The organism is Micrococcus luteus, assembly GCF_022664405.1.
In the GTDB taxonomy this organism is placed as follows: Bacteria; Actinomycetota; Actinomycetes; order Actinomycetales; family Micrococcaceae; genus Micrococcus; species Micrococcus luteus.
In genome coordinates this window covers 1-23240 of record NZ_JAKRLB010000012.1, presented here as the reverse complement: position 1 = coordinate 23240, position 23240 = coordinate 1, and the positions used below count along the sequence as shown (strand labels likewise).

23 protein-coding genes and 1 other RNA gene are annotated in these 23240 nt (G+C 73.1%); 14 read left to right on the top strand and 10 right to left on the bottom strand.

Annotated features, from left to right (window positions below; genetic code table 11):
* Window positions 1-15 precede the first annotated feature (15 nt).
* From MF605_RS06830 to ssrA, 4 genes are all read left to right on the top strand, one after another.
* Window positions 16-825: a CoA transferase subunit A gene (locus tag MF605_RS06830; RefSeq protein WP_041104295.1), complete on the top strand. Its 810-nt coding sequence runs from the start codon at window positions 16-18 to the stop codon at window positions 823-825.
* Window positions 822-1487, top strand: a complete 666-nt coding sequence (locus MF605_RS06825) for a CoA transferase subunit B (protein ID WP_036381762.1) — start codon at window positions 822-824, stop codon at window positions 1485-1487. Before MF605_RS06830 ends, MF605_RS06825 begins: the two co-directional genes overlap by 4 nt.
* Window positions 1488-1616: 129 nt before the next feature.
* Window positions 1617-2132 (top strand): SsrA-binding protein SmpB, encoded by a 516-nt coding sequence (gene smpB, locus MF605_RS06820; protein ID WP_044659238.1) that lies wholly within the window; start codon window positions 1617-1619, stop codon window positions 2130-2132.
* Window positions 2133-2267: 135 nt separating this feature from the next.
* Window positions 2268-2639: a transfer-messenger RNA gene (gene ssrA / locus MF605_RS06815) on the top strand.
* Window positions 2640-2719: 80 nt separating this feature from the next.
* Here ssrA and MF605_RS06810 read toward each other — a convergent pair.
* The 5 genes from MF605_RS06810 to aroA all read right to left on the bottom strand — a co-directional run bounded on the left by MF605_RS06810 (window position 2720) and on the right by aroA (window position 7125).
* Window positions 2720-3166 (bottom strand): CrcB family protein, encoded by a 447-nt coding sequence (locus MF605_RS06810; protein WP_036381759.1) that lies wholly within the window; start codon window positions 3164-3166, stop codon window positions 2720-2722.
* Complete coding sequence (locus MF605_RS06805; protein ID WP_061867906.1) at window positions 3163-3648, bottom strand: FluC/FEX family fluoride channel; 486 nt, start codon at window positions 3646-3648, stop codon at window positions 3163-3165. Before MF605_RS06805 ends, MF605_RS06810 begins: the two co-directional genes overlap by 4 nt.
* A 77-nt stretch (window positions 3649-3725) precedes the next feature.
* Window positions 3726-4565 (bottom strand): histidinol-phosphatase, encoded by an 840-nt coding sequence (gene hisN, locus MF605_RS06800; RefSeq protein WP_101962825.1) that lies wholly within the window; start codon window positions 4563-4565, stop codon window positions 3726-3728.
* 29 nt (window positions 4566-4594) lie between these two features.
* On the bottom strand, window positions 4595-5695 hold the full coding sequence (gene rsgA / locus MF605_RS06795) for a ribosome small subunit-dependent GTPase A (RefSeq protein WP_036313964.1): 1101 nt from the start codon (window positions 5693-5695) through the stop codon (window positions 4595-4597).
* Window positions 5695-7125: a 3-phosphoshikimate 1-carboxyvinyltransferase gene (gene aroA / locus MF605_RS06790; RefSeq protein ID WP_134416562.1), complete on the bottom strand. Its 1431-nt coding sequence runs from the start codon at window positions 7123-7125 to the stop codon at window positions 5695-5697. Before aroA ends, rsgA begins: the two co-directional genes overlap by 1 nt.
* A 200-nt stretch (window positions 7126-7325) precedes the next feature.
* On the opposite strand from aroA, the gene MF605_RS06785 reads away from it, so the two are divergent.
* Together MF605_RS06785 and rsrA are read left to right on the top strand one after the other, a co-directional pair.
* A complete protein-coding gene (locus MF605_RS06785) occupies window positions 7326-8042 on the top strand; it encodes a sigma-70 family RNA polymerase sigma factor (RefSeq protein ID WP_036314006.1) in 717 nt (238 codons plus the stop codon).
* A complete protein-coding gene (gene rsrA / locus MF605_RS06780) occupies window positions 8039-8317 on the top strand; it encodes a mycothiol system anti-sigma-R factor (protein WP_060974333.1) in 279 nt (92 codons plus the stop codon). Before MF605_RS06785 ends, rsrA begins: the two co-directional genes overlap by 4 nt.
* 138 nt (window positions 8318-8455) lie before the next feature.
* Here rsrA and MF605_RS12120 read toward each other — a convergent pair whose 3' ends face one another.
* The 3 genes from MF605_RS12120 to MF605_RS06770 form a co-directional block, all read right to left on the bottom strand.
* Window positions 8456-8530: a 50S ribosomal protein bL37 gene (locus MF605_RS12120; RefSeq protein ID WP_095346645.1), complete on the bottom strand. Its 75-nt coding sequence runs from the start codon at window positions 8528-8530 to the stop codon at window positions 8456-8458.
* Window positions 8531-8574: 44 nt separating this feature from the next.
* Window positions 8575-9180, bottom strand: a complete 606-nt coding sequence (locus MF605_RS06775) for a GDSL-type esterase/lipase family protein (protein ID WP_004167659.1) — start codon at window positions 9178-9180, stop codon at window positions 8575-8577.
* Between the two features lie 76 nt (window positions 9181-9256).
* A complete protein-coding gene (locus MF605_RS06770) occupies window positions 9257-12988 on the bottom strand; it encodes a multifunctional oxoglutarate decarboxylase/oxoglutarate dehydrogenase thiamine pyrophosphate-binding subunit/dihydrolipoyllysine-residue succinyltransferase subunit (protein ID WP_078026005.1) in 3732 nt (1243 codons plus the stop codon).
* 200 nt (window positions 12989-13188) lie between these two features.
* Between MF605_RS06770 and guaB1 the strand changes: the two genes are divergently transcribed.
* From guaB1 to MF605_RS06740, 6 genes are all read left to right on the top strand, one after another.
* Entirely contained in the window at window positions 13189-14670 is a 1482-nt protein-coding gene (gene guaB1, locus MF605_RS06765) for a GMP reductase (protein WP_078026006.1), read from the top strand.
* Window positions 14671-14854: 184 nt separating this feature from the next.
* The gene (locus MF605_RS06760) at window positions 14855-16171 is read left to right on the top strand and encodes a hemolysin family protein (protein WP_134416564.1); all 1317 of its coding nucleotides are present in this window, start codon (window positions 14855-14857) and stop codon (window positions 16169-16171) included.
* Window positions 16168-17226, top strand: a complete 1059-nt coding sequence (locus MF605_RS06755) for a hemolysin family protein (protein ID WP_041104317.1) — start codon at window positions 16168-16170, stop codon at window positions 17224-17226. Before MF605_RS06760 ends, MF605_RS06755 begins: the two co-directional genes overlap by 4 nt.
* 75 nt (window positions 17227-17301) lie before the next feature.
* Complete coding sequence (locus tag MF605_RS06750) at window positions 17302-18309, top strand: metal ABC transporter substrate-binding protein (protein ID WP_134416566.1); 1008 nt, start codon at window positions 17302-17304, stop codon at window positions 18307-18309.
* Window positions 18310-18311: 2 nt separating this feature from the next.
* Window positions 18312-19211, top strand: a complete 900-nt coding sequence (locus MF605_RS06745; protein ID WP_041104321.1) for a metal ABC transporter permease — start codon at window positions 18312-18314, stop codon at window positions 19209-19211.
* On the top strand, window positions 19208-20026 hold the full coding sequence (locus MF605_RS06740) for a metal ABC transporter ATP-binding protein (RefSeq protein WP_049147192.1): 819 nt from the start codon (window positions 19208-19210) through the stop codon (window positions 20024-20026). Before MF605_RS06745 ends, MF605_RS06740 begins: the two co-directional genes overlap by 4 nt.
* Window positions 20027-20044: 18 nt before the next feature.
* Here the strand turns inward: MF605_RS06740 and MF605_RS06735 are convergent, their stop codons facing one another.
* Window positions 20045-20491, bottom strand: a complete 447-nt coding sequence (locus MF605_RS06735; RefSeq protein ID WP_036381728.1) for a Fur family transcriptional regulator — start codon at window positions 20489-20491, stop codon at window positions 20045-20047.
* 111 nt (window positions 20492-20602) lie between these two features.
* Between MF605_RS06735 and MF605_RS06730 the strand changes: the two genes are divergently transcribed.
* Together MF605_RS06730 and MF605_RS06725 are read left to right on the top strand one after the other, a co-directional pair.
* Window positions 20603-21730, top strand: coding sequence for a sulfurtransferase (locus MF605_RS06730; RefSeq protein WP_036381724.1), 1128 nt, complete (start codon window positions 20603-20605; stop codon window positions 21728-21730).
* Between the two features lie 44 nt (window positions 21731-21774).
* A complete protein-coding gene (locus MF605_RS06725; RefSeq protein ID WP_036316605.1) occupies window positions 21775-22203 on the top strand; it encodes an HIT family protein in 429 nt (142 codons plus the stop codon).
* 24 nt (window positions 22204-22227) lie between these two features.
* On the opposite strand, the gene MF605_RS06720 is transcribed toward MF605_RS06725, so the two are convergent.
* On the bottom strand, window positions 22228-23240 hold a 1013-nt coding region (locus MF605_RS06720), incomplete at its 5' end, for a DUF3418 domain-containing protein (RefSeq protein ID WP_242821254.1).

Sequence of the window (23240 nt, the reverse complement as noted above, 5' to 3'; positions counted from 1 at the left end):
GAAAGGACCCCGGACATGGCTCTCGACAAGACCGTGGCCACGCCCGCCGAGGCGGTGGCGGACGTGCCGGACGGCGCGTCCCTGGCCGTCGGCGGCTTCGGGCTCTCCGGCAACCCCGTGCAGCTCATCGAGGCCCTGCTCGAGCAGGGCGCCACGGACCTGTCCGTCGTCTCCAACAACTGCGGCGTGGACGGCTGGGGCCTGGGCATCCTGCTCGGCGCGCGCCGGCTGCGGAAGATGACCTCCTCCTATGTGGGGGAGAACAAGGAGTTCGCCCGCCAGTACCTCAAGGGCGAGCTCGAGGTGGAGCTCGTCCCGCAGGGCACCCTCGCGGAGAAGCTCCGCGCCGGCGGCGCCGGCATCCCGGCGTTCTACACCCGCTCCGGCGTCGGCACCCAGGTGGCCGAAGGCGGCCTGCCCATGCGCTACGACGCGGACGGCACCGTGGTGAAGTCCTCGCAGGCCAAGCCCACGGACACGTTCGTGCTCGGCGAGGGCTACCTCAGCCAGACCCCGGACGAGCCCGAGACCTATGTGCTCGAACGCTCCATCGTCACCGACTTCTCCCTCGTGCACGCGTGGAAGGGCGACCGCCACGGCAACCTCGTGTTCCGCAAGGCCACCCGCCAGTTCGGCCCGCCCGCGGCCATGGCCGGCCGCGTGTGCATCGCGCAGGTGGAGGAGCTCGTCGAGCCCGGCGAGATCGACCCGGATGACGTGCACCTGCCCGGTGTCTTCGTGCACCGGATCGTGGAGGTCGGCACGGACATCGAGAAGCGGATCGAGAAGCGCACCGTGCGCGCGTCGGGGGAGGGGCGGGCATGAGCGAGCAGACCACCGGGCGCCCCCGGGGCCTGAGCCGCGACCAGATGGCGGCCCGCGCCGCGCAGGAGCTGCCGGACGGCGCCTACGTCAACCTCGGCATCGGCATGCCCACGCTGATCCCCAACCACATCCCCGCCGGGCGGTCCGTGGTGCTGCAGTCCGAGAACGGCATCCTCGGCACGGGCCCGTACCCCACGGAGGACGCCGTGGACCCGGACCTGATCAACGCGGGCAAGGAGACCGTCACCGTGAACCCGGGGGCGTCCTTCTTCGACTCCGCGCTGAGCTTCGGCATGATCCGCGGCGGCAAGATCGACGTCGCCGTCCTGGGCGGCATGGAGGTCTCCGCCGCGGGCGACCTGGCCAACTGGATGGTGCCCGGCAAGATGGTCAAGGGCATGGGCGGTGCGATGGACCTCGTCCACGGCGCCGGCCGCGTGATCGTCATGATGGACCACGTGTCCAAGGACGGCACCCCCAAGATCGTCGACCAGTGCACCCTGCCGCTGACCGGCCGCGCCGTCGTCGACCGCATCATCACGGACCTGGCCGTGATCGACGTCGTCGGCACCCCGGAACAGCCCCGCCTGGCGCTCGTGGAGACCGCGCCCGGCATCACCGAGGAGCAGGTCCGCGCGCTCACCGGCGCGCCGCTGGACTGAGCCGACGACGCCGCCCCGCGGCCCCGGCGCACCGCCTCGGCGGGCATCGGGCCGGCACGGGATAGACTGGACGGCCGCGCCCTGATCGGGGCGCGGCCGTCGCCGTGGACGCTGGAAGGACGTGAGGCCATGGGCAAGAACAGCAAGGGCAAGGCCGCCAAGCAGCCGGCCCCCGGCGAACGCCAGGTGATCGCCAACAACAAGAAGGCGCGCCACGACTACACCATCCTCGACACGTACGAGGCCGGCATGGTGCTCACCGGCACCGAGGTGAAGTCGCTGCGCGAGGGCAAGGCCTCGCTCGTGGACGGCTTCGCGGTCTTCTACCGGGACGAGCTGTGGCTCGAGCAGGTCTACATCCCGGAGTACCTCAACGGCTCGTGGACCAACCACGCCGCCCGCCGCCGCCGCAAGCTGCTGCTGCACCGCGCCGAGCTGACGAAGATCTCCCGCCAGATCCAGGATCCGGGCCTGACCATCGTGCCGCTGTCCCTGTACTTCCTGAACGGGCGCGTGAAGGTGGAGATCGGCGTCGCGCGCGGCAACCGCGAATACGACAAGCGGCACAAGCTGCGCGAGCAGCAGGACAACCGCGAGGCCCAGCGGGCCATGCGGATGCGCAACCGGCGCGCCGGCGTGGCCTGAGCGCGGTGGACCCCTTGGGAATGCCTCGGGGGCGTGCTACGTTGTATCTCTCGCAGGGCCGGTTTCAGGACCGGCGGGCCTCGCGCCCTCCGCCTGCAGTGGTGATTGACAACCTCATAGAGGAGTCGCCCCCATGGGGCCGATCGGTTTCGACGGTGTGTGTCGCGTCGGGAGAAGCGGGCCGAGGATGCAGAGTCATCTCGTCAAACGCTCTCTGCAAACCAATAAGTGCCGAATCCAAGCGCACTGACTTCGCTCTCGCTGCCTGATCAGTGATCGAGTCCGTCACCCCGAGGTCGCTGTCGCCTCGGATCGTGGCGTCAGCTAGATAGCCACTGGGCGTCACCCTCGCCGGGGGTCGTGACGCCGACATCAATCCGGCTGGGTCCGGGTTGGCCGCCCGTCTGCGGGACGGCCAGGACCGAGCAACACCCACAGCAGACTGCGCCCGGAGAAGACCTGGCAACACCTCATCGGACGCGGGTTCAATTCCCGCCGGCTCCACTCACCACCACGGGAAGGCCCCGGAATCGTCACGATTCCGGGGCCTTCGTCGTGTCCGCGCCCGGTGTGCGGCGGCCCGTCCCTCAGCCGGCCAGGACGGTGTGCAGCCCCAGGCCGGCGCCCCAGCCGACGACGACGGCCACCAGCCCCAGCCCCAGATGCGCGGCCCACAGGCGGGCGGCCGCGCCCCATCGACGGGCGAGCACGGCGTCGGCGGCCTCAGCGGCCACGGTGGACCACGTCCCCAGGGCGAGGCAGAACCCGGACACCACGGCGGACACCGCCGCGACGAGCATGAGCGCCTGCCCGTCGCCCCAGCCCCCGGACGCGTACACCAGCTCCGGCACGGCCAGGCCGACGGTGACGCCGAGGAGCAGGGCCGCCGTCGTGTTGGCGGTGAGCAGACCCCGGGGGCCGAGCCGGTCGGTCAGGCGCCCGCGCGCCAGGGCGCCGAGCGCCCCGCCCGCCGCGAGGCAGGCCAGGAGGGCCCCCTGGAAGAGAGCGAAGACCTCGTATCCCGCGCCGCTCATGCGTCCTCCTCCGAACGATCCGTCCCGACCACGCGCGACCCCGGGGCGCCCCCGGCGTGCAGGCCGAGCACGGCCGCCGCCGTCGAGAGTGCAGCCATCAGCGCGAGCACCAGCAGCACCGAGGCCGCCGCGGCGAGGACGACACCCGCCCCGGACGCCGCGGCGCCCAGCCGCACCGGCCACAGCGCCAGGGCGACGGCGCTGGAGATGGTGGTGAACGCACCGAGGAAGCCGGTTCCCAGCCCCGCCACCAGGCGTGGACGCCAGTCCGGCCCGCGGCGTCGCGAGGCCGCCCACAGCAGGCCGAGCAGGAACGAGCCGAGCACGTTCACCACGAACAGCGGCAGGGCCTGGACGAGGACGTCGACCACCCCGAACGCGCCGCCGAACGCGCCGCGGAAGTTCGGCGCCCCGGCCAGCGCGGTCACCGCGTTCATCACCCCCACACCGCACAGCACGCCCGCGGCACCGCCGAGGGCCACCGCACCCGCAGTGCGGGGCCGGCGATCTGTCCCGCGCCCGCCCCTCCGGTCGGCCGCCGGCTCCCCCCGCGCGGCCATCAGGCGCCGTCCTCGGTTTCGTCACCCGTGCGCAGGCGGGCGAGGACGTCGTCGTGGAGCAGGCCGTTCGTGGCCAGCGCGTGCCCGCCGAACGGGCCGTCCTCGCCGTCCAGCGAGGTGAAGCGGCCGCCGGCCTCGCGCACGATCGGCACCAGAGCGGCCATGTCATGCAGCTCGAGCTCGGGCTCGGCCGCGATGTCCACGGCGCCCTCGGCGACGAGCATGTAGGACCAGAAGTCGCCGAAGCCGCGCACGCGCCACACGTCCGAGGTGAGCTGCAGGAACGCGCGGATCGAGCCGCGTTCGCGCCAGCCCTCGATCGAGGAGAAGGACAGCGACGCGTCCTCGACCCGGTCCACGCCGGACACGGTGATCCGCTGAGCACGCGTGAGCGAGGTGCCCGCGAAGGCGCCCTGGCCGGCCGCGGCCCACCAGCGACGGTGCAGGGCGGGGGCGGAGACGACGCCGACGACGGGCTCGCCGTCGATCAGCAGCGCGATGAGGGTGGCCCACACGGGCACGCCGCGCACGAAGTTCTTGGTGCCGTCGATGGGGTCGACCACCCACTGCCGGCCGGAGCGGCTCAGAGATCCGCCGAACTCCTCACCCACGACGCCGTCGCGCGCCCGGGCACGGGACAGGGTCGAGCGGATGGACTCCTCGGCGGCGCGGTCCGCATCCGTGACAGGGGTGAGATCGGGCTTGGTGCTGACCTCGAGGTCCTGGGCCTTGAACCGGGACATCGTGATCGAGTCCACGTTGTCCGCCAGCATGTGGGCCAGCCGCAGGTCCTCCGTGAGGTCGCGGCCGCGGGTCGCAGGGTTCTCAGGTCGCTCCATGCCGCCCACGCTATACCGCGCGGGCCGCCTCAGTCCTCGGACGACGCCGCGTCCTCCGCCCCCGAGGGGGCCAGCCGGTTGCCGAGCAGACGCCGCAGCGAGGCCAGGCGTGCCGCTCCCGAGGGGCCGGCGTGGCCCGCGGCCACCCATGCGTCCAGGCCGCAGCCGGGGGAGTCGGCGGTGTGGGTGCAGCCGCGCGGGCAGTCCGCCAGTCCGCCGGCGAGGTCGTCGAAGGCCTCCACCACGCGGTCCGGCTCGACCCAGCCCAGCCCGAAGGACCGGATGCCGGGGGTGTCCACCACCCAGGTGTCCGGCAGGGGGGCGCCGTCGTCGCCCGTCAGCGGCAGCGCGAGCGCGGACGAGGAGGTGTGCCGGCCCCGGCCGGTGACGGCGTTGACGTGGCCGGTGGCCCGTTCCGCGCCGGTGAGCGCGTTCAGCAGCGTGGACTTGCCGACGCCGGAGGGCCCCACGAACGCGCTCGTGTGCCCGATCAGCCGCTCGGCCACCCGGGCCACGAGCGAGGCGTCCAGGGCGGTGTCCCCGGTCTCGGCCTCGAAGGTCGCCGCACCGGAGGTCATCACCTCCAGGTCCAGCGCCTCGTAGTGCGCCACCAGCGCGTCCGGATCACGCAGGTCGGTCTTCGTGATGAGCAGCACCGGGTGGATGCCGGCGTCGTAGCAGGCGACGAGGGCGCGGTCGATGAAGCCGGTCCGGGGCTCCGGATTGGCCGCCGCCACCATGATCACCAGCAGGTCGGCGTTGGCCACCACCACCCGCTCGACCTCGTCCGAGTCGTCCGCCGACCGGCGCAGGACCGTGCTGCGCTCCTCGACACGGATGATGCGCGCGAGCGTGCCCTCGTCCCCGGAGAGGTCCCCGACGACGGCCACCCGGTCGCCCGTGGCGATCGGCGTGCGGCGCAGCTCGCGGGCGCGCATCGCCGTGATCCGCTCGTCCAGGCGATCCGGCAGCACCACGGCGTACCGGCCGCGGTCCACCGTGGTGACCATGCCGACCTGCGCATCCTCGTGCTTGGGCCGCTCCTTGGTGCGCGGGCGGGTGCCGCGTTTGGACGGGCGCACCCGGACATCGGACTCGTCCCACGCGGAGGGATCGAGGCGCCGGGCCATCAGCGGGCCTCCTCGGCCGCATCGCCGGGTGCCACGAGCGCGGTCCACAGTGCGGGGAAGTCCGGCATCGTCTTCGCGGTGGTCGCCACGTCCACGATGCCGGTCCCCGGCACGCGCAGGCCGACGACGGCGGCGAAGGTCGCCATCCGGTGGTCGTGGTAGGTCTCGAGGGCGGCGGGCGACAGCGGCCCCGACGCGTCCGTCCCCGGGAAGCCGAGCGACGTCTCGTCCTCGTCCACGGTGATCCCCAGGCGGGCGGCCTCGGCGGTGAGCGCGGCGAGCCGGTCCGTCTCATGGCCCCGCAGATGGCCGATCCCCGTCAGGCGGGTGGGCCCGGAGGCCAGCAGGGCGAGCGCGGCCGCGGTGGGGGCGAGCTCGGCCGTGTCCGCGATCTCACCGGCGCCGGTGATGCGGGGCGCGCCGTCGTCGTGGACCGCCCCCGTCACCGTGAGCCGGCCGCGGGAGCGGTCCGTGCGGTCGACCGTGAGGGCCACGCTCGCCCCGAACTGCGGCAGGATCCGCCGCCAGCGGTCGCCGATCTGCGTCGTGCGGGTGGGCCAGTCCGGCACCGTCACGGAGCCGCCCGTGGCCACGGCGGCGGCCAGGAAGGGGCCTGCGTTGGACAGGTCCGGCTCGACGGTCGCCTCGTGTGCCGGGATGCGCCCCGGGGCCACGGTCCACGCCCCGGGACCCGTCTCGGCGACGTCCACCTCGAGCGCGCGCAGCACCCCGACGGTCATCGCGACGTGCTCCGGACTCGGCACGGTCTGCCCGGTGTGCCGCAGCCGGAGGCCGCGCGGCATCCCCGCGGCCGCCAGCAGCGCGGCGGACAGGAACTGGGAGGAGCCGGAGGCGTCGACCGCGACCTCCGGCACGTCGCCGTCGGGGGCCACCATGGCCGCGTCCGCGCGGGTCGTCATCGTGAAGGGCAGGCGACCGGGCTCGCCCTCCTCGTTGACGGCCACCCCGAGCTGGCGCAGCGCGTCCAGGACCGGGGCCATCGGGCGCAGGCGCGCGCCGGCGTCGCCGTCGAAGCGGACCCGGCCGGGCCGCAGCGCGGCGACGAACGGGACGAAGCGCATGACCGTCCCCGCCAGTCCGCAGTCCACGGCGACATCCCCGGCCAGCGGCTCGCCGACCGGCATCGGATGCACCCGCAGTCCGCCGTCGGACAGGGGCTCGAACCGGGCCCCGAGCGCTGTGAGCGCCGTGCGCATCAATGCCGTGTCCCGCGACTCGAGGACGCCGTGCAGGACGCACGGACCGTCGGCGAGCGCGGCGAGCACGAGATGCCGGTTCGTCAGCGACTTCGATCCCGGCAGCCGCACCTCTCCGCGCACCGGGCCGCGCGCCACGGGCGCGGGCCAGGTCTCGGCGGCGTCGGGACGGGGGGCGGGGGAGTGCGCGGCGGCACGCGTGGGGCGGGTCACCGGACCAGCCTATCCGGCGGCTGTCGGCCGGGGTCGGCCTGTCGCGGGGGAATACCTGGAACGCTCCTGGCGCTCCACTGGACGACCCCGTACCCGTGTCGGCGCACCGGTCCCGCTCGCCGCGGACCGCAGCCGGAGAGGAGCCCCGCATGAGCGCCGCCCTGCTGACGCATCCCTCCCGGACCGTAGACTGGCCCGCGATGAGCACTGACAACAGCCGGCCGGAATTCGCCCGGCCCGAGGACGCCCCCGAGCACGACCGCGCCGACATCGACGTCGCCGCCGAGTCCGAACAGCAGCGCCGTGCCCGGTTCGAGCGTGACGCCCTCGAGTTCGTGGACCAGTTGTACTCCGCTGCGCTGCGCATGACGCGCAACCCGCAGGACGCCGAGGACCTGGTCCAGGAGGCGTACACGAAGGCCTACTCCTCGTTCCACCAGTACCGGCCCGGCACCAACCTCAAGGCCTGGCTCTACCGGATCCTCACGAACACGTACATCAACCTCTACCGCAAGCGGCAGCGCCAGCCCCTCGAGGCGGACAACCCTGAGGTGGAGGACTGGCAGATGGCCCGGGCCGCCGAGCACACCTCCGGTGGCCTGCGCTCGGCCGAGACGGAGGCCCTCGACCGGCTGCCCGACTCCCAGGTGAAGGACGCCCTGCAGGCGATCCCGGAGGAGTTCCGGCTCGCCGTCTACTTCGCGGACGTGGAGGGCTTCGCCTACAAGGAGATCGCCGAGATCCTCGACGTGCCGATCGGCACCGTCATGTCGCGGCTGCACCGCGGCCGCAAGCAGCTGCGCGAGCGCCTCGCGGACTACGCGGCCGCGCGCGGCATCAAGGCCCAGCCGAAGAAGAAGACCGGGCGCGGCGGCACGAAGCAGACCGAGACGAGCACGAAGGAGGCCACGCGATGACCGCGGACCAGCACGGCCATGAGTGCCGCGTCGCCCAGGACGCCTCCCTGGAGCGGCTGTACCAGTACCTGGACGGCGCCCTGACGCCCGAGGACATCGAGCAGGTGCGCGCCCACGTGGCGGAGTGTCCGGACTGCCGGCACCAGAAGGAGCTCGAGGAGCTCATCCGCTCGGCGGTGCGTCGGTGCTGTCAGGAGAAGGCGCCCGCGCAGCTGCGGGCCACCATCATGACCCGCATCACCCAGATCTCGACGACGACCGTCACCTGGGGCTGACACCGCGACATGCGGACCCGTGGGCACCCGATCGGGCGCCCCGACGATGACGAAGGGCCGTCCCCTGAGGGGACGGCCCTTCGTGGTCTCTGCGGTCGCCGGGTGGCACCCGGCCGGTCCGCGACGCCGATCAGCGGATCAGGCGTTGGGACGCTTGCCGTGGTTGGCGCCGTTCCTGCGGCGGTCGCGACGCTTGCGTGCACGCTTGCTCATGACGTCTCCCTTCAACGAGTCGGTCGGTGGTCCATTCTGTCACATCAGGCCGTGGGCTCGGGCAGACCGAGCCACTGGTACCAGCCCCGATGCAGCACGAGCCACGCGATGAGCCCGTGGCCCGCCTGGCCCGGCCGGCCCTGGCCGGAGGCCAGGTCCGAGCGCCACTGCTCGTGGCCCACCAGCGGGGTGAACGTGTCCACGTACACGTGGTTGCGCCGGTCGGCCACATCCAGGTAGGCGGCGTTGAGCTCGGCGAGCCGGGCGTTGCGCTGCTCGTCCAGGGTGGGCGTGGGGCCCACCACGAGCACCGGGATGTTCCGCTGCGAGGCGGTGTCCAGGACGTTGGCCAGGTTCAGCCGCGAGCGGGCGGTCGAGGTGGCCTCCAGGTCCAGGTCCGCGTCGGACAGGGCCACGACGAGGCGGTTCTCCGTCTCCTCGGAGAAGCGCCGCGAGGCCTCGCCCCACCAGCGCTCGTTGAGGTCCTCGGTGGTCTCGTGCGGCACGGCCAGCACGTAGTTCTCCAGCTCCACGTCGGGGGCCTGGGTGCGGGCGAGCACGCGGCCCCACCAGCCGATGGCGCGGGCGTCGCCCGCACCGGCCAGCAGCTGGTCGCCGACGGCGGCGATCCGGATCCGGCGGTTGTGCACAGTGTGTCCTTTCGTCGGCCGATCCGGCGCCGCCGCCGCACCGGAGGGTGCGGCGGCGGCGCAGGGTCGGTCCGGGTCAGCGGCCGAAGGCGGCGTCCAGCAGCGTGCTGAGCTCCTGGTCGTGGCGGCCCTTGGTGCCCGCGGAGGTCGCGGCCGAGGCCGGGCGGGACACGAGGGTCACGGGGACGTCGAGCTGCGGCACGAGGTTCAGTGCCATGAACGGCCACGGGCCCTGGTTCGCGGGCTCGTCCTGCACCCAGGTGACGTCGGCGACCGGGTAGGCGCGGAGCGCCTTGCGGATCTCGTCGAGCGGCAGCGGGTAGAGCTGCTCCACCCGCACGATCGCAGTGGAGGTGTCACCGGACTTCTGGCGGCGGGCGAGCAGGTCGTAGTACAGCCGGCCGGAGACCAGCAGCACGCGCGTGACGTCCTTGGCGTCCACCCCGGCGTCCGGGATGACCGGCTGGAAGCCGCCCTCGGTGAAGTCCTCCACCGAGTTCGCGGCGGCCTTGAGGCGCAGCAGCTGCTTCGGGGTGAACACGATGAGGGGCCGACGCGGGCGGGCGTAGGCGTGCTCGCGCAGCAGGTGGAAGTGGTTCGCGCCCGTGGAGGGGTTGACCACGCGCATGTTGTCCTCGGCGCACATCTGCAGGAAGCGCTCGATGCGGGCGGAGGAGTGGTCCGGCCCCTGTCCCTCGTAGCCGTGGGGGAGGAGCAGGACCACGGACGAGGTCTGCGACCACTTCTGATCGGCCGAGGAGATGAACTCGTCGATGATCGTCTGCGCGCCGTTCACGAAGTCGCCGAACTGGGCCTCCCACAGCACGAGGGCGTCGGAGCGCTCCACGGAGTAGCCGTACTCGAAGCCGAGGGCGGCGTACTCGGACAGCAGCGAGTTGTAGACCCAGAACTTCGCCTGGTCCTCGGAGAGGTGCCTCAGCGGCGCCCACGTGTCGCCGGTGATCCGGTCGTGGAACACCGAGTGGCGCTGCGTGAAGGTGCCGCGCTGGGAGTCCTGGCCCGCCAGGCGGACCGGCACGCGCTCCATGAGCAGCGAGCCGAAGGCCGCCAGCTCGGCGAAGCCCCAGTCGATGCCGCCGTCGACGGCCATCTTGGCGCGGCGCTCGAGCAGGGCCGCGAGCTTGGGGTGGACCGTAAAGCCCTCGGGCACGTCGATGTGCGCCTGCCCGATGGCCCGCAGCGTCTCGGCCGAGATGGCCGTGGACGCCGGCGCCTCCGGGGCCGCGTCCCGGTCCTCGGCCGGGCGGAGGCCCTCCCCGCCGGAGGCGGGCGCGTCCTCGTGGGTCTCCGCGAAGACCCGCTCCAGCTGCTGCTGGTAGTCCTTCAGGGCGCTGTCCGCCTCCTCCTGCGTGATGTCGCCGCGGCCCACGAGGGACTCGACGTACAGCTTGCGGGTGGAGCGCTTCTGCTCGATGAGGTTGTACATGCGCGGCTGCGTCATCGACGGGTCGTCGCCCTCGTTGTGGCCGCGGCGGCGGTAGCAGACGAGGTCGATGACGACGTCCTTGTTGAACCGCTGGCGGTACTCGAAGGCGAGCTGGGCCACGTGCACCACGGACTCCGGCTCGTCGCCGTTGACGTGGAAGATCGGGGCCTGGATGGTCTTGGCCACGTCGGTGGAGTACACCGCGGAGCGCGCCTGGGTCGGCGGCGTGGTGAAGCCCACCTGGTTGTTCACGACCACGTGGATCGTGCCGCCGGTGCGGTAGCCGGGCAGCTGCGAGAGCTGCAGGACCTCGGTCACGACGCCCTGGCCCGCGAAGGCCGCGTCGCCGTGCACGAGGATCGGCAGCACGGAGAAGGAGTCCGGGCGCTGGCCACCCAGATCGAGGCGGTCCTGCTTGGCACGCACGACGCCCTCGAGGACCGGGTCCACGGCCTCCAGGTGCGAGGGGTTGGCGGCGAGGTACACGCGGGTGCTGTTGCCGGCGTCGGACACGAAGGTGCCCTCGGTGCCCATGTGGTACTTCACGTCGCCCGAGCCCGAGGCGCCGCCCGGGGTGGCCCCCTCGAACTCGCGGAAGACCTGGCTGTAGGTCTTGCCGGCGATGTTGGTCAGCACGTTCAGGCGACCGCGGTGCGCCATGCCGATGGCGACCTCGTCCAGCCCGGCGTCGGCGGCGTCGCCGAGGATGCCGTCCAGCAGCGGGATGAGGGACTCGCCGCCCTCCAGGGAGAAGCGCTTCTGGCCGATGTACTTGGTCTGCAGGAACGTCTCGAACGCCTCCGCGGCGTTGAGTCGGCCCAGGATGCGCAGCTGCTCCTCGCGGGTGGGCTTGGCGTACGGCTGCTCGAGCTTCTCCTGGAACCAGGCGCGCTCGGCCGGGTCCTGGATGTGCATGTACTCGACGCCGATGGTGCGGCAGTACGCGTCACGCAGCACGCCGAGGATCTTGCGCAGCGTCAGGCTGCCCGCCCCGCCGAAGCCGCCGGTGGGCCACTTGCGGTCCAGGTCCCACAGGGTCAGCCCGTGCTCGCGGATGTCGAGGTCCGGGTGGTAGGCCATCGAGTACTCGAGCGGGTCCACGTTGGCCAGCAGGTGGCCGCGGTCCCGGTACGCGTGGATGAGCTGCTGGATGCGGGCGACCTTGCCGATCTGCTCCTCCGGGTTCACCTGCACGTCCTGGGCCCAGCGGACGGGCTCGTAGGGGATGCGCAGGGAGTGGAAGACCTCGTCGTAGAAGCCGTCCTCGCCCAGCAGGAGGCCGTGCACGATCTTCAGGAACTCGCCGGAGCCGGCGCCCTGGATCACGCGGTGGTCGTACGTGGAGGTCAGCGTGATCGTCTTGGAGATCGCCAGGTCGTGCAGCGTGGACTCGGCGGCGCCCTGGAAGGCGGCCGGATAGGTCAGCGCGCCGACGCCGATGATGGCGGCCTGGCCCTGGGACAGGCGGGGCACCGAGTGCACGGTGCCGATACCGCCCGGGTTGGTCAGGGAGACCGTGGTGCCGGCGTAGTCGTCCATCGTCAGCTTGTTCTTGCGGGCGCGCTGGACGAGGTCGTCGTACGCCTTCCAGAAGCCGCGGAAGTCGAGGGTCTCGGCGGCCTTGACGTTGGGGACCACGAGCGCGCGGGTGCCGTCCGGGCGGGGCAGGTCGATGGCCAGGCCGAAGTTCACGTGGGCCGGCTCCACCATGGTGGGCTTGCCGTCGCGCTCCTCGTAGGTCACGTTCATCGAGGGCATGGCCGCGAGCGCGCGGACCACGGCGTAGCCGATGAAGTGGGTGAAGGAGACCTTGCCGCCGCGGGTGCGGGCCAGGTGGCTGTTGATGACCACGCGGTTGTCGATCAGCACCTTGGCCGGCAGGTCGCGCACGGTGGTGGCGGTGGGCATGGATAGGGAGGCGTCCATGTTCGTGGCCACGGCCTTGGCCATGCCCTTGAGGACGGTGGCCTTCTCCTGCTTCTCGTCCGCGGTGGTGGTGGCGGTGTCGGCGGGCTCGGAGGGCACCGCCTGGGCCGCCGGGGTCTTCTTGGGCTTGGGGCCGGTGCTGACCGAGGTCTCCTTGGGCTGCGCACCCCGGGCCGGGGCGGTCGCCGCCTTCGGCTCGGTCACCTTGGCGGTGGCCTTCGGCTCGGCCTTGGCGGCGGTCTTCGGCTCGGTCTTGGCGGCGGCCTTCGGCTCGGCCTCGGCGGCGGGGGCGCTGGCCTCGAGACGGGCGAAGATCTGTGCCCACTGCCGGTCCACGGAACCGGAGTCCTCGCGGTACTTCCGGTAGATCTCGGCCACCAGCCGTTCGTTCCCCGGGAACTCCTGTGCGAGCCGGTCCGACGTGAGTTCTGGCACTGTGTAACGCCTCTTCCTGAGCCTTGGGATGCGATGTGCTGCGCCGGGCCACCCGCGCGGCGCGCGTGAGGCCGGGAACGCCTCGAGACATCATAGTTCTTCGACGCCCCCGGTCGGAATGCCGCGGCCTCGGCTCGACTCCGCTCCCGGCGGACGCGCGGGGGCCTCACGGCGTCCGCCGCGTCTGGGAGACTGACGCCATGCGCTTCCTCACCGACCCGGCCGTCGACCTGACGTACAACGACGTCTTCCTCGTGCCCTCACACTCGGACGTCGCCAGTCGCATGGACGTGGACATCGCCCCGGATGACGGCACGGGCGCCACCATCCCCCTGGTCTCCGCCAACATGACCGCCGTCACCGGGCGCCGGATGGTCGAGACCATGGCCCGGCGCGGCGGTCTCGGGATCCTGCCGCAGGACATCCCGGCGGACGTGATCCGGGACGTCGTGCGTCGGGTGAAGGCGGCCCACCCCGTGGCGGACACCGCCCTGACCGTCGGCCCGCAGGACACGGTGCTGGACCTGCTCCACCTCGTGGACCGCCGCAACCACGGGGCCGTCTGCGTGGTGGACGCGCACGGCGGGCTGCTCGGCGTGGTCCGCCCCCAGGACTGCGAGGACGTGGACCGCTTCACCTCGGCCGCCTCCGTCATGCACCCGCCGGCGGTCACCCTCACGCTCGCCGAGCTCGGCGGCACGGACGGCGCCCCGGACAAGGACGCGCTGCGGGCGGCCTTCGAGCGCCTGCACGCCGCGCACCAGGAGATGGCCCCCGTCGTGGACCCGGCGGTGGGCACCGCCGCCCCCGTGCTGCGCGGGGTCGTCACCGCGGCGGGCCTGCTGCGCTCGTCCTTGTTCACGCCCGGTCTCGACGACGACGGACGGCTCCGCGTCGGCGCCGCCGTCGGCATCAACGGGGCGGTGGGGGAGAAGGCCGCCGTCCTGGTCGAGGCCGGCGTCGACGTGCTCGTCGTGGACACCGCGCACGGTCATCAGCAGACCATGCTGGATGCGCTCGCCGCCGTGCGGGCCCTCGACCCCGGTGTGCCCGTGGTGGCCGGCAACGTCGTCTCCGGCGACGGCGTCCGGGACCTGGTCGCGGCGGGCGCGGACATCGTCAAGGTGGGCGTGGGCCCGGGCGCGATGTGCACCACGCGCATGCAGACCGCGGTGGGCCGACCGCAGTTCTCGGCGGTCCTGGAGTGCGCCGCCGCGGCCCGCGAGCTCGGGGCACGCGTGTGGGCGGACGGCGGGGTGAAGCACCCGCGGGACGTGGCGCTCGCGCTGGCCGCCGGAGCCAGCTCGGTGATGATCGGCTCGTGGTTCGCGGGGACGCTCGAGTCTCCGGGCGACCTCGTGCACGGTCCGGACGGTCGGCGGTACAAGGAGAGCTTCGGCATGGCCTCGGCCCGCGCGGTCCAGCACCGCACCCGCCACGAGGACGCCTTCACCAAGGCCCGCAAGGCGATGTTCGAGGAGGGCATCTCCTCCTCGCGCATGTACGTGGACCCGCGCCGCCCCTCGGTGGAGGACCTGCTGGACACCATCACGTCCGGTGTGCGCTCGTCGCTGACCTACGCCGGCGCCCACGACCTGGCGGAGTTCCGTGAGCGCGCCGTCGTCGGCCTGCAGTCCGCGGCGGGCTACGAGGAGGGCCGGCCGGTCGCCTCGTCGTGGTGAGGCGGCCGCATGCCCCTGCTCGTTCCGCCGGGGCCTGACGCCCCTATACTGGGCGGACTATGGATCACCCTGACACCTGTGTGCCAGACCGCTCGTCCGCCCACGCGGACGCGGCCGGATCGGAGCCTTCCAGTCCCGGTGCCCCGCGCCGCCGCCCGGCCCGCCGTCGAGGGGGTGAGGTCGGGTGGAGTGGCTCCTGCTGATCCTCGGCCTGGTCCTGATCGTGGGCACCGGGTTCTTCGTGGCCGTCGAGTTCGCCATGATCGCGATCGACGTGCCCACCGTGCAGCGCATGGTGGACGCGGGTGACCGCGGCGCCGAGCCCCTGCTGCGCTGTCTCAAGTCACTCTCGACCCAGCTCTCCGCGTGCCAGCTGGGCATCACCCTGACCACACTGCTCACCGGCTACGTGATGGACCCGGCGATCAGCCGGCTCATCGACCCGCTGCTGCTCCAGGTGGGGCTGCCGGCCGGCGTGGTGGGCACCGTCTCGCTCGTCGTCGCGATGGTCGTGGCGACCCTGCTCTCGATGCTCCTCGGCGAGCTGATCCCCAAGAACATGTCCATCGCCGAGCCCATGGCGATCGGCCGCGCACTCGCCCGGCCCCAGCTCGTGTTCAGCACCGTGTTCAAGCCGGCGATCCTGGTCCTGAACGGGTTCTCCAACGGCGTGCTGGCCCGCGTGGGCATCGAGGCCAAGGAGGAGATCTCCGGCGCCCGCAGCCCCGAGGAGCTCTCCTCGCTGGTCCGCCGCTCGGCGCAGATGGGAACGCTCGACGCGCAGACCGCCACGTTCCTGGACCGGACGCTGCGCTTCGCGGACCGCACCGCCGCGGACGTGATGACCCCGCGCATCCGCGTGGAGACGGTGGGGGAGGACCAGGCTCTGCCCGAGGTCCTGGACCTGGCCCGCAGCACCGGCTACTCCCGGTTCCCCGTGATCGGCGACTCCTCGGACGACATCCGCGGCGTGGTGCACGTGAAGAAGGTCGTGGCCGTGCCGCGGGAGCGCCGCGCCGACCTCGAGGCCGGCGCACTGATGACGGAGGTCATCCGCGTGCCGGAGACCGTGCACCTGGACCAGCTGCTGGCCGAGCTGCGCGACGCGAACCTGCAGATGGCCGTCGTCGTGGACGAGTACGGGGGCACCGCCGGGGTGGTCACGCTCGAGGACGTGGTGGAGGAGATCGTCGGCGAGGTCGCGGACGAGCACGACCGCGTCACCCCGGGGGTCCTGCAGACGGCCTCCGGCCGCTGGTACTTCCCGGCGGAGCTGCGGCCCGACGAGGTGCGGACCCAGATCCCGGCCCTCGTGGTGCCGGAGGACGGTGCCTACGAGACCGTCGGCGGGTACATCCTGGCCCGACTGGGGCGCCTGGCGGAGGTCGGGGACGTGGTGGACGTGGACGGCGGCACCCTGACGGTCGAGCGGATGGACGGCCGCCGCATCGAGCGCGTGCGCTTCGACCCGTCCGCTGAGGACGAGGAGACACGCGCATGAACGGGGACGTCGTCGGACTGCTGTGGCTGGTGGTCCTGCTGGCCGCCAACGCCTTCTTCGTGGCGGGCGAGTTCGCCGTCATGGGCGCCCGTCGGGCGCAGATCGAGCCGAGGGCCGAGGCCGGCTCCCGCCAGGCCCAGGTGGCGCTCTACGCGATGGAGCACGTCTCCCAGATGCTGGCCGTCTGCCAGCTCGGCATCACGGTGTGCTCCCTGCTCATCCTCAACGTGTCCGAGCCGGCGCTGCACCACCTGCTCGTCGTCCCGATGGCCGCCCTCGGGGTCCCGTCCGCGGCGGCGGACGTGACCGCCTTCGTGCTCGCGCTGCTGGTGGTCACCTTCCTGCACGTGACCCTGGGCGAGATGGTGCCCAAGAACGCCGCCGTCTCGTTCGCGGACCGCGCCGTGATGCTGCTGGCCCAGCCGCTCGTGTGGCTCTCGAAGCTGCTGCATCCCGTCGTGGCCGCGCTGAACTGGACGGCCAACCTCGTGCTGCACGCCCTGCGCATCGAGCCGAAGGACGAGGTGGCCTCCTCCTACACGCTCGAGGAGGTGCAGTCGATCGTGGCCGAGTCCACCCGCTCGGGCACCCTGGAGGACGAGTCCGGCGTGCTGCACTCGGCCCTCGAGTTCTCGGACCACCGGGCCGGGGACGTGATGGTGCCGCTCGAGCGGGTCGTCACCGTCCCCGAGGGGATCACGCCGCACGACTTCGAGTGGACCGTGGGCCGCGTGGGCTTCTCCCGGTTCGTGGTCGAGGACCCCGACGGCGGCTACACCGGCTACCTGCACCTGAAGGACGTCCTCACCGTGGGCCCGTCGGGACACGACGAGCCGATCCCGCTCACGCGCGTGCGCTCGCTGGCCAACGTGCGGCTCGAGGACGAGGTCGAGGACGCACTCGCGCTCATGCAGCGCACGGGCTCCCACCTCGCCCGGGTCATCACGCCCGAGGGCGAGACCGCGGGCATCCTCTTCCTCGAGGACGTGCTCGAGGAGCTCGTCGGGGAGATCAACGACGTGACGCAGTCGCCACGTCGGTTCCGGCCCGCGTGAGCGTCGCGCGGGCGGCGCGGTGCTACTGTTGAGAACCGATTTCACACATCCTCCCGACACGAACGAGGTCGCCCCATGCTCCGCCGCCGTCGTCTGCCCGCCCTGACCGGGGCCCTCACCGCGCTCACCCTGAGCCTCGCCGCGTGCGGCGGGACCAGCGGCGACTCCGCGGGCGAGCAGGCCGCGGGCGCCTCTGCTGCCGCCGGGTCCGGCTCGGCCGCGGGCGCGCCCGTGGCCGTCGCCACGACGACGCAGCTCGGCTCCGTGCTCGACCGCGTGGTCGCGTGCGCCGACGCCCGCAGCGTCACGGTGATGGGCCCGGGGGATGATCCGCACGACTTCTCCGCCTCGTCCGCGCAGGTGAAGGACATGGTCTCCTCCGGCCTCGTGTTCTCCAACGGCCTCGGCCTCGAGGGCGGCATGGAGTCCGCCCTCGCCAACGCCGAGGCGGACGGCGCGACCGTCGTCGAGGTGGCGCCCCAGCTGGATCCGCTGCCCTTCGGCGGCCATGACCACGCCGAGGAGGGGGCGGGCCACGAGGGCCATGACCACGGGTCCGAGGACCCGCATGTCTGGATGGACGTCGCCCGCATGGCGAGGGCCGCCGAGCTGATGGGCGACACGCTCGCCCAGGAACGGGGTGACGAGAGGTTCGCCGAGTGCGGCGCGACCGTGCGCGGGGAGCTCGAGCAGACGGACACGCAGGTCCGGGAGATCCTCGCCAGGGTCCCGGAGGACCGCCGCACGCTGGTCACGGACCACGACGCCTACGGCTACTTCAGCGAGGCCTACGACTTCACCGTGTCCGGCGTCGTCGTCCCGGGCGGCTCCACCGACGGCGAGCCCTCCTCCCAGGAGATCGCCGAGCTCGCCCGGTCCATCCGCGACGGCGGCGCAGACGCCGTGATCACGTCCGTGGGCGCGCGCAACAGCCTCGTGGACACCGTGGCCGAAGAGGCCGGCGACCTGCCGGTCATCGAGGTCTACGAGGGCGGCGTCGGCCCGAAGGACACCCCGGAGGCGGACTACGCCGAGGCCATGCTCCTCAACGCCCGCACCCTCGCCGACGCGCTGGAGGGCTGAGGATGGACTGGCTGCTCGAGCCCTTCCAGATGGGATTCCAGCAGCGCGCCCTCGTCGGCGGACTCATCGCCGTGGTGATGTGCTCGGTCGTGGGCACGTGGCTGGTGCTGCGCGGGATGAGCTTCTTCGGGGACGCGTTCGTGCACGGTGTCCTGCCGGGCATCGCCCTGGCGGTCGTCACCGGTGGCAGCCCCCACCTCGGTGCGGCGGTGGCCGCCGTCGTCATGATGGCGGGCATCTCGCTGGTGCACCGGGCCACCACCCTCAAGGAGGACACCGCCATCGGCCTGCTCTTCGTGGGGATGATGGCCCTGGGCGTGGTGATCATCTCCAAGTCGGACTCCTACACGGGATCGCTCACGTCGATCCTGTTCGGCGATGTGCTGGGGGTCAGCGTGGACGGCATCGTGACCCAGGCGGTCATCGCCGTCGTGGTGATCGCCCTGGCCCTGCTGCTCTACCGGCCCCTGCTGGCACTGAGCTTCTCCGAGGTCAAGGCGCGCTCGCTGGGCATGCGACCGGGGCTGACGCACACGCTGCTGCTGGTGATGATCGGCGCGGCCGTGATCGGTTCGTTCCAGGCGGTGGGCACGGTGCTCGTGTTCGGCCTCCTCGTGGGACCGCCCGCGACGGCGGCGCTGCTGACGCGCAGCGTGCCCCAGATGATGCTCGTCTCCGTCGTGATCGGCGCGGCGTGCGTCGTCACCGGGCTCACCCTCAGCTACCGGCTGGGCACGGCGGGTTCGGCCACCATGGCGCTCATGCCGATCCTGCTGTTCTTCGTGGTGCTCGCCGTCCGCGCCGCCGTGCTGGCGCTCCTGGGCCGGCACGTGCGCTCGCGCGCGCAGCGTGAGCAGGAGGCGCCGGTCGTGGCCCTGCCCGGAGCGGAGGCCCCCCGATGAACGCGTCCTTCCCCGCGGGCGCCGCGGCGACCCCGCCTCCCCTCGCGGTCGCCCGGGCGCTCGAACTGCGCCACGGCTCGCACGTGGCCGTCCGACCCTCCGACTTCACCCTGCCGGCCCGGCGGCTGATCGCGGTGATCGGGCCCAACGGCTCCGGCAAGTCCACGCTGCTGACCGCCCTGGCGGGCCTGAGCGACCCGGCCTCCGGTGCGCTGGAGGTGCTCGGTGAGGACCCGCGGCGGCGCTCGCAGCGCACCTCCTTCGTGATGCAGTCCATCGGCGTGCCCCAGGGCGTGCCGGTGACGGTGCGCGACGTCGTCGGGATGGGCCGATACCCCACGCTCGGATGGTTCCGTCGGTTCCGGAGGGAGGACCGGGACATCGTGGGGGCCGCCATGGAGCGCATGCAGGTCGCGGACCTGGCGCGGCGGCACCTCGACCAGCTCTCCGGAGGCCAGCGCCAGCGCGCCTACGTGGCCCAGGGCCTCGCCCAGGACCACGACGTGCTGCTGCTCGACGAGCCGATGACGGGCCTCGACATCGTCTCCGCCCGCACGATCGACGACCTCCTCCACGAGGAGCCGACGCGCGGGGTGTCCGTGGTCTACACGACCCACGATCTCGACGAGGCCGCGGAGGCGGACCACGTGGTCCTGATGAGCGGGCGCGTCGTGGCCTCCGGCCCGCCGCGGGACGTGCTCACGGTCGAGAACCTGGACATCGCGTACGGCCGGGGCGCCCTGCACGGGCCCTCCACGGCGGTCGAGGACGCGGCGGAGTTCCTGGACGACCCCGCGGGCGGCATCCGCCACTGACCGGGGCCCGGCCCGGGGTCAGGCCGCGCGGGTGCGCCCCTCGGCCCGGCAGCGGGCACACACACCGGTGATCTCCACCGTGTGGTCCGCGTCCGTGAAGCCGTGCTCCGCGGCGACGGCGGTGGCCCATGCCTCGACGTGGGGGGCGGTGACCTCGACGGTGGTCCAGCAGATCCGGCACACCAGGTGGTGATGGTGGCCCTCGTCCTCGCACCGGCGGTACACGGACTCGCCGTCGTCGCGGCGGAGCATGTCCACGAGCCCGTCGTCGAGCTGCTGCTGCAGGGTCCGGTACACGGTGGCCAGCGAGACGCGTTCGCCCTGGTCCTGGAGGCGGGCATGGAGCTCCTGCGCGCTCACGAAGTCCGGGATGCGGTCCAGGGCTCGGTCGACGGCGGCCTTCTGCCGGGTCGCCCGGGGACGGGCGGCACGGGGGCTGGGCTCGGGGGCGCTCACGGTGCTCACGACTCCTTCTGCGGCGGCTGCCGCCTCCTCCGCGCGGTCCGGAACAGGTCCGCGCGGGCCATCCTCCAGGTTATCAGCGACGCCGAAGGGGGCGTGGAGTAGGGTGTCCGGGTGCACAGCGAGACCCCGGACCCATCCCCTGTCCCGGACCGCGACGGCGCCGCCCCCGATCGACCCGACCCGCTGATCGTCGTCGACGAGGGGCAGGGCCGCGTCGTCCCGGCGCCCACGGCGGCCCCGTCCTCGCCCCATGACGCCGGCGGCGACCCCGACGCGGACGCCGACGGCGTCGATCCCGAGGCTGCCGTGCCGCCCACCCTGGTGACGGTGGACGTGCTGGCCGGCTGGCTCGGCCTGGCCCCCGTCGAGGACCTGCCGCCGGTGCCCGAGGGCCCGGCCTACGCCCAGCCGGGACGATGCCGCCCGAACCGGGTGATCCTGCTCGACGTCCGGTTCCGGGCCACGGCGGGCGGGCCCGACCACGCCGCCTATCTCCAGGGCCATCTGCCGGGCGCCGTCTACGTCTCCCTGCCCAGCCAGCTCGCCGGCCACGCCGGCCCGGCGGCGGGGCGTCACCCCCTGCCGGACGCGCGCCAGTTCGCGGAGACCGTGCGGATGTGGGGGATCGACGAGGGCGACACCATCGTGGTCTACGACGACGACCACGGCCTGTCCGCCGCGCGCGCCTGGTGGCTGCTGCGCCACGCGGGGCTGCGGGACTCCATGCTCCTGGACGGCGGCCTCGAGGCGTGGCGCGCCGCGGGCCTGCCCCTGCAGCCCGGCGAGGTCATCCCGGTGCCCGGCACCGCCCGGCCGTCGTGGGGCCGCATGCCCGTCGTGGACACGGCCGGCGCGGAGGCGATGGCCTCCGGCGGTCTGCTCCTCGACGCGCGGGCGGCCGAGCGGTACCGCGGGGAGGTCGAGCCCTTCGACCCCGTGGCCGGTCACATCCCCGGGGCGCGGAACGTGTCCACGGCGGAGAGCATCGCCGAGGACGGCCGCCTGCGGCCCGCCGCGGAGCTGGCGGAGCGGTTCGACGCCGTCGGCGTGGACGACGCCACTCCCGTGGCCGTGTACTGCGGCTCGGGCATCACCGCGGCGCACGCCGTGCTCACCCTGGCCGTCGCGGGGCGACCCGGAGTGGCGCTCTACCCGGGTTCGTGGTCAGCATGGGTCCAGGACCCGTCCAACGCCGTCGCGGTCGGCCCCGAGCCCGACGGCGCGTCCGGCCGGGACTGACGAGCCCCGGGGCCCCGCCCCGCCGACCCCCAGGAGGACCCTCCATGGCCACCGTCTTCAGCAGGATCATCGCCGGCGAGCTGCCCGCCCGCTTCGTGTGGCAGGACCAGACGTGCGTCGCGTTCCTGTCCGCCGCGCCGCTCCAGCCGGGGCACGCGCTCGTGGTGCCCCGTGCGGAGGTGGACGAATGGGTGGAGGTCGACCCGGCGCTGGTCACGCACCTGACGACGGTCGCCCAGCAGATCGGCAAGGCGCAGGTGGCGGCGTTCTCCGCCCGCCGGGCCGGGCTCATGATCGCCGGCTATGAGATCCCGCACCTGCACGTGCACGTGTGGCCCTCCACCTCGCTGGCCGACTTCGACCTGGCCCGCGTGGACAACGCCCCCGATCCGGCGGACCTGGACGACGCCGCCGCCCGCCTCCGCGCGGCCCTGCGGGACCTGGGCCACGGCGAGGTCGTCCCGCAGGACTGACGGCCCGCGCCGCCCGGGCCCGGCTCAGGCGCGCGTGGCCCGGGCGAGCGCCTGACGCACCCGCTTCTCGGAGACCGAGACCGCCGTGCCCAGCTCCTGGGCGAAGAACGAGACGCGCAGCTCCTCGATGAGCCAGCGCACCCGCTCCAGCTCCGCGGGGACGGGCGTGCCCGCGAACCGGGCGCGATGGGCCGCGACGGCGGCGTCGAACTCGTCCTCGAGCCCCTGCACCACCGCCATGTGCTGCCCGTCGCGCTGCAGGTGGCCCCCGGCGTCCAGCCGGTCCAGGCGCGTCAGCATGCCCTGCAGGTAGCGCGGCAGGTGCTGCAGCCGCTCCCAGCCCGTGGCGGCCACGAAGCCGGGGAACACGAGCTGCTCGAGGTGTGCCTTCACGTCCGACAGCGCCGGTGCGAGGGCGAGCGAGACCGAGTCCTTGAGCCGGCGTCGCACCTGCGCGGCCCGGGAGAGCACCTGCTCCACCAGGGACGTGACGGCGAAGACCGTGTCGATCAGGTCGGCCCGCACCCGGTCGAACAGGGCGCGGAACGCGGCCTCGTCGAACGGCAGCTCGTCCCCGACGAGACGGTCCACGGCGGCCTGGGTGCAGTCCGCGACGAGGGAGTCCACCGAGCCGTGCGGGTTCTGGGTGAAGGTGAGCTTCTCCCTGTTGTCCAGGTGGTCCAGCACGTAGCGCTGTGGGCTGGGCAGGGTGGCCAGCAGCAGCCGGATCACCCCGGCCCGGTGCCAGGCCGCCTGGTCCTCCGCGGACCGGGCCACGGTCAGGCCGGCCGCGGGGCCGCCGTCGGGCGTGGTCTCGGGCACCAGGCTCGGGTAGCCCGTGATGGCGGGGCCGCGCGCCCCGGCCGCGGTGGAGACGGTCTTCGGCACCGTGCCGATGCTCCACGAGGTCAGCCCGTGCCGCTCCTCGAAGGCCGGCGTCGCGCCGGACCGCCCGGGGCCCTCCGGGCGACGGCGTCCCTCGGCCCCGGCCCGCCCGTCGGCCTGGGCCCGGCCGCCGCGGCCCGTGCCGCGCGGCC

What these genes read in the sequence shown, in the direction of transcription:
- MF605_RS06830 (WP_041104295.1), top strand. Translation starts at nt 16, where the DNA reads ATGGCTCTCGACAAGACCGTGGCCACGCCCGCCGAGGCGGTGGCGGAC.
- MF605_RS06825 (WP_036381762.1), top strand. Translation starts at nt 822, where the DNA reads ATGAGCGAGCAGACCACCGGGCGCCCCCGGGGCCTGAGCCGCGACCAG.
- smpB (WP_044659238.1), top strand. Translation starts at nt 1,617, where the DNA reads ATGGGCAAGAACAGCAAGGGCAAGGCCGCCAAGCAGCCGGCCCCCGGC.
- MF605_RS06810 (WP_036381759.1), bottom strand. Translation starts at nt 3,166, where the DNA reads ATGAGCGGCGCGGGATACGAGGTCTTCGCTCTCTTCCAGGGGGCCCTC.
- hisN (WP_101962825.1), bottom strand. Translation starts at nt 4,565, where the DNA reads ATGGAGCGACCTGAGAACCCTGCGACCCGCGGCCGCGACCTCACGGAG.
- rsgA (WP_036313964.1), bottom strand. Translation starts at nt 5,695, where the DNA reads ATGGCCCGGCGCCTCGATCCCTCCGCGTGGGACGAGTCCGATGTCCGG.
- MF605_RS06785 (WP_036314006.1), top strand. Translation starts at nt 7,326, where the DNA reads ATGAGCACTGACAACAGCCGGCCGGAATTCGCCCGGCCCGAGGACGCC.
- rsrA (WP_060974333.1), top strand. Translation starts at nt 8,039, where the DNA reads ATGACCGCGGACCAGCACGGCCATGAGTGCCGCGTCGCCCAGGACGCC.
- guaB1 (WP_078026006.1), top strand. Translation starts at nt 13,189, where the DNA reads ATGCGCTTCCTCACCGACCCGGCCGTCGACCTGACGTACAACGACGTC.
- MF605_RS06755 (WP_041104317.1), top strand. Translation starts at nt 16,168, where the DNA reads ATGAACGGGGACGTCGTCGGACTGCTGTGGCTGGTGGTCCTGCTGGCC.
- MF605_RS06750 (WP_134416566.1), top strand. Translation starts at nt 17,302, where the DNA reads ATGCTCCGCCGCCGTCGTCTGCCCGCCCTGACCGGGGCCCTCACCGCG.
- MF605_RS06745 (WP_041104321.1), top strand. Translation starts at nt 18,312, where the DNA reads ATGGACTGGCTGCTCGAGCCCTTCCAGATGGGATTCCAGCAGCGCGCC.
- MF605_RS06740 (WP_049147192.1), top strand. Translation starts at nt 19,208, where the DNA reads ATGAACGCGTCCTTCCCCGCGGGCGCCGCGGCGACCCCGCCTCCCCTC.
- MF605_RS06725 (WP_036316605.1), top strand. Translation starts at nt 21,775, where the DNA reads ATGGCCACCGTCTTCAGCAGGATCATCGCCGGCGAGCTGCCCGCCCGC.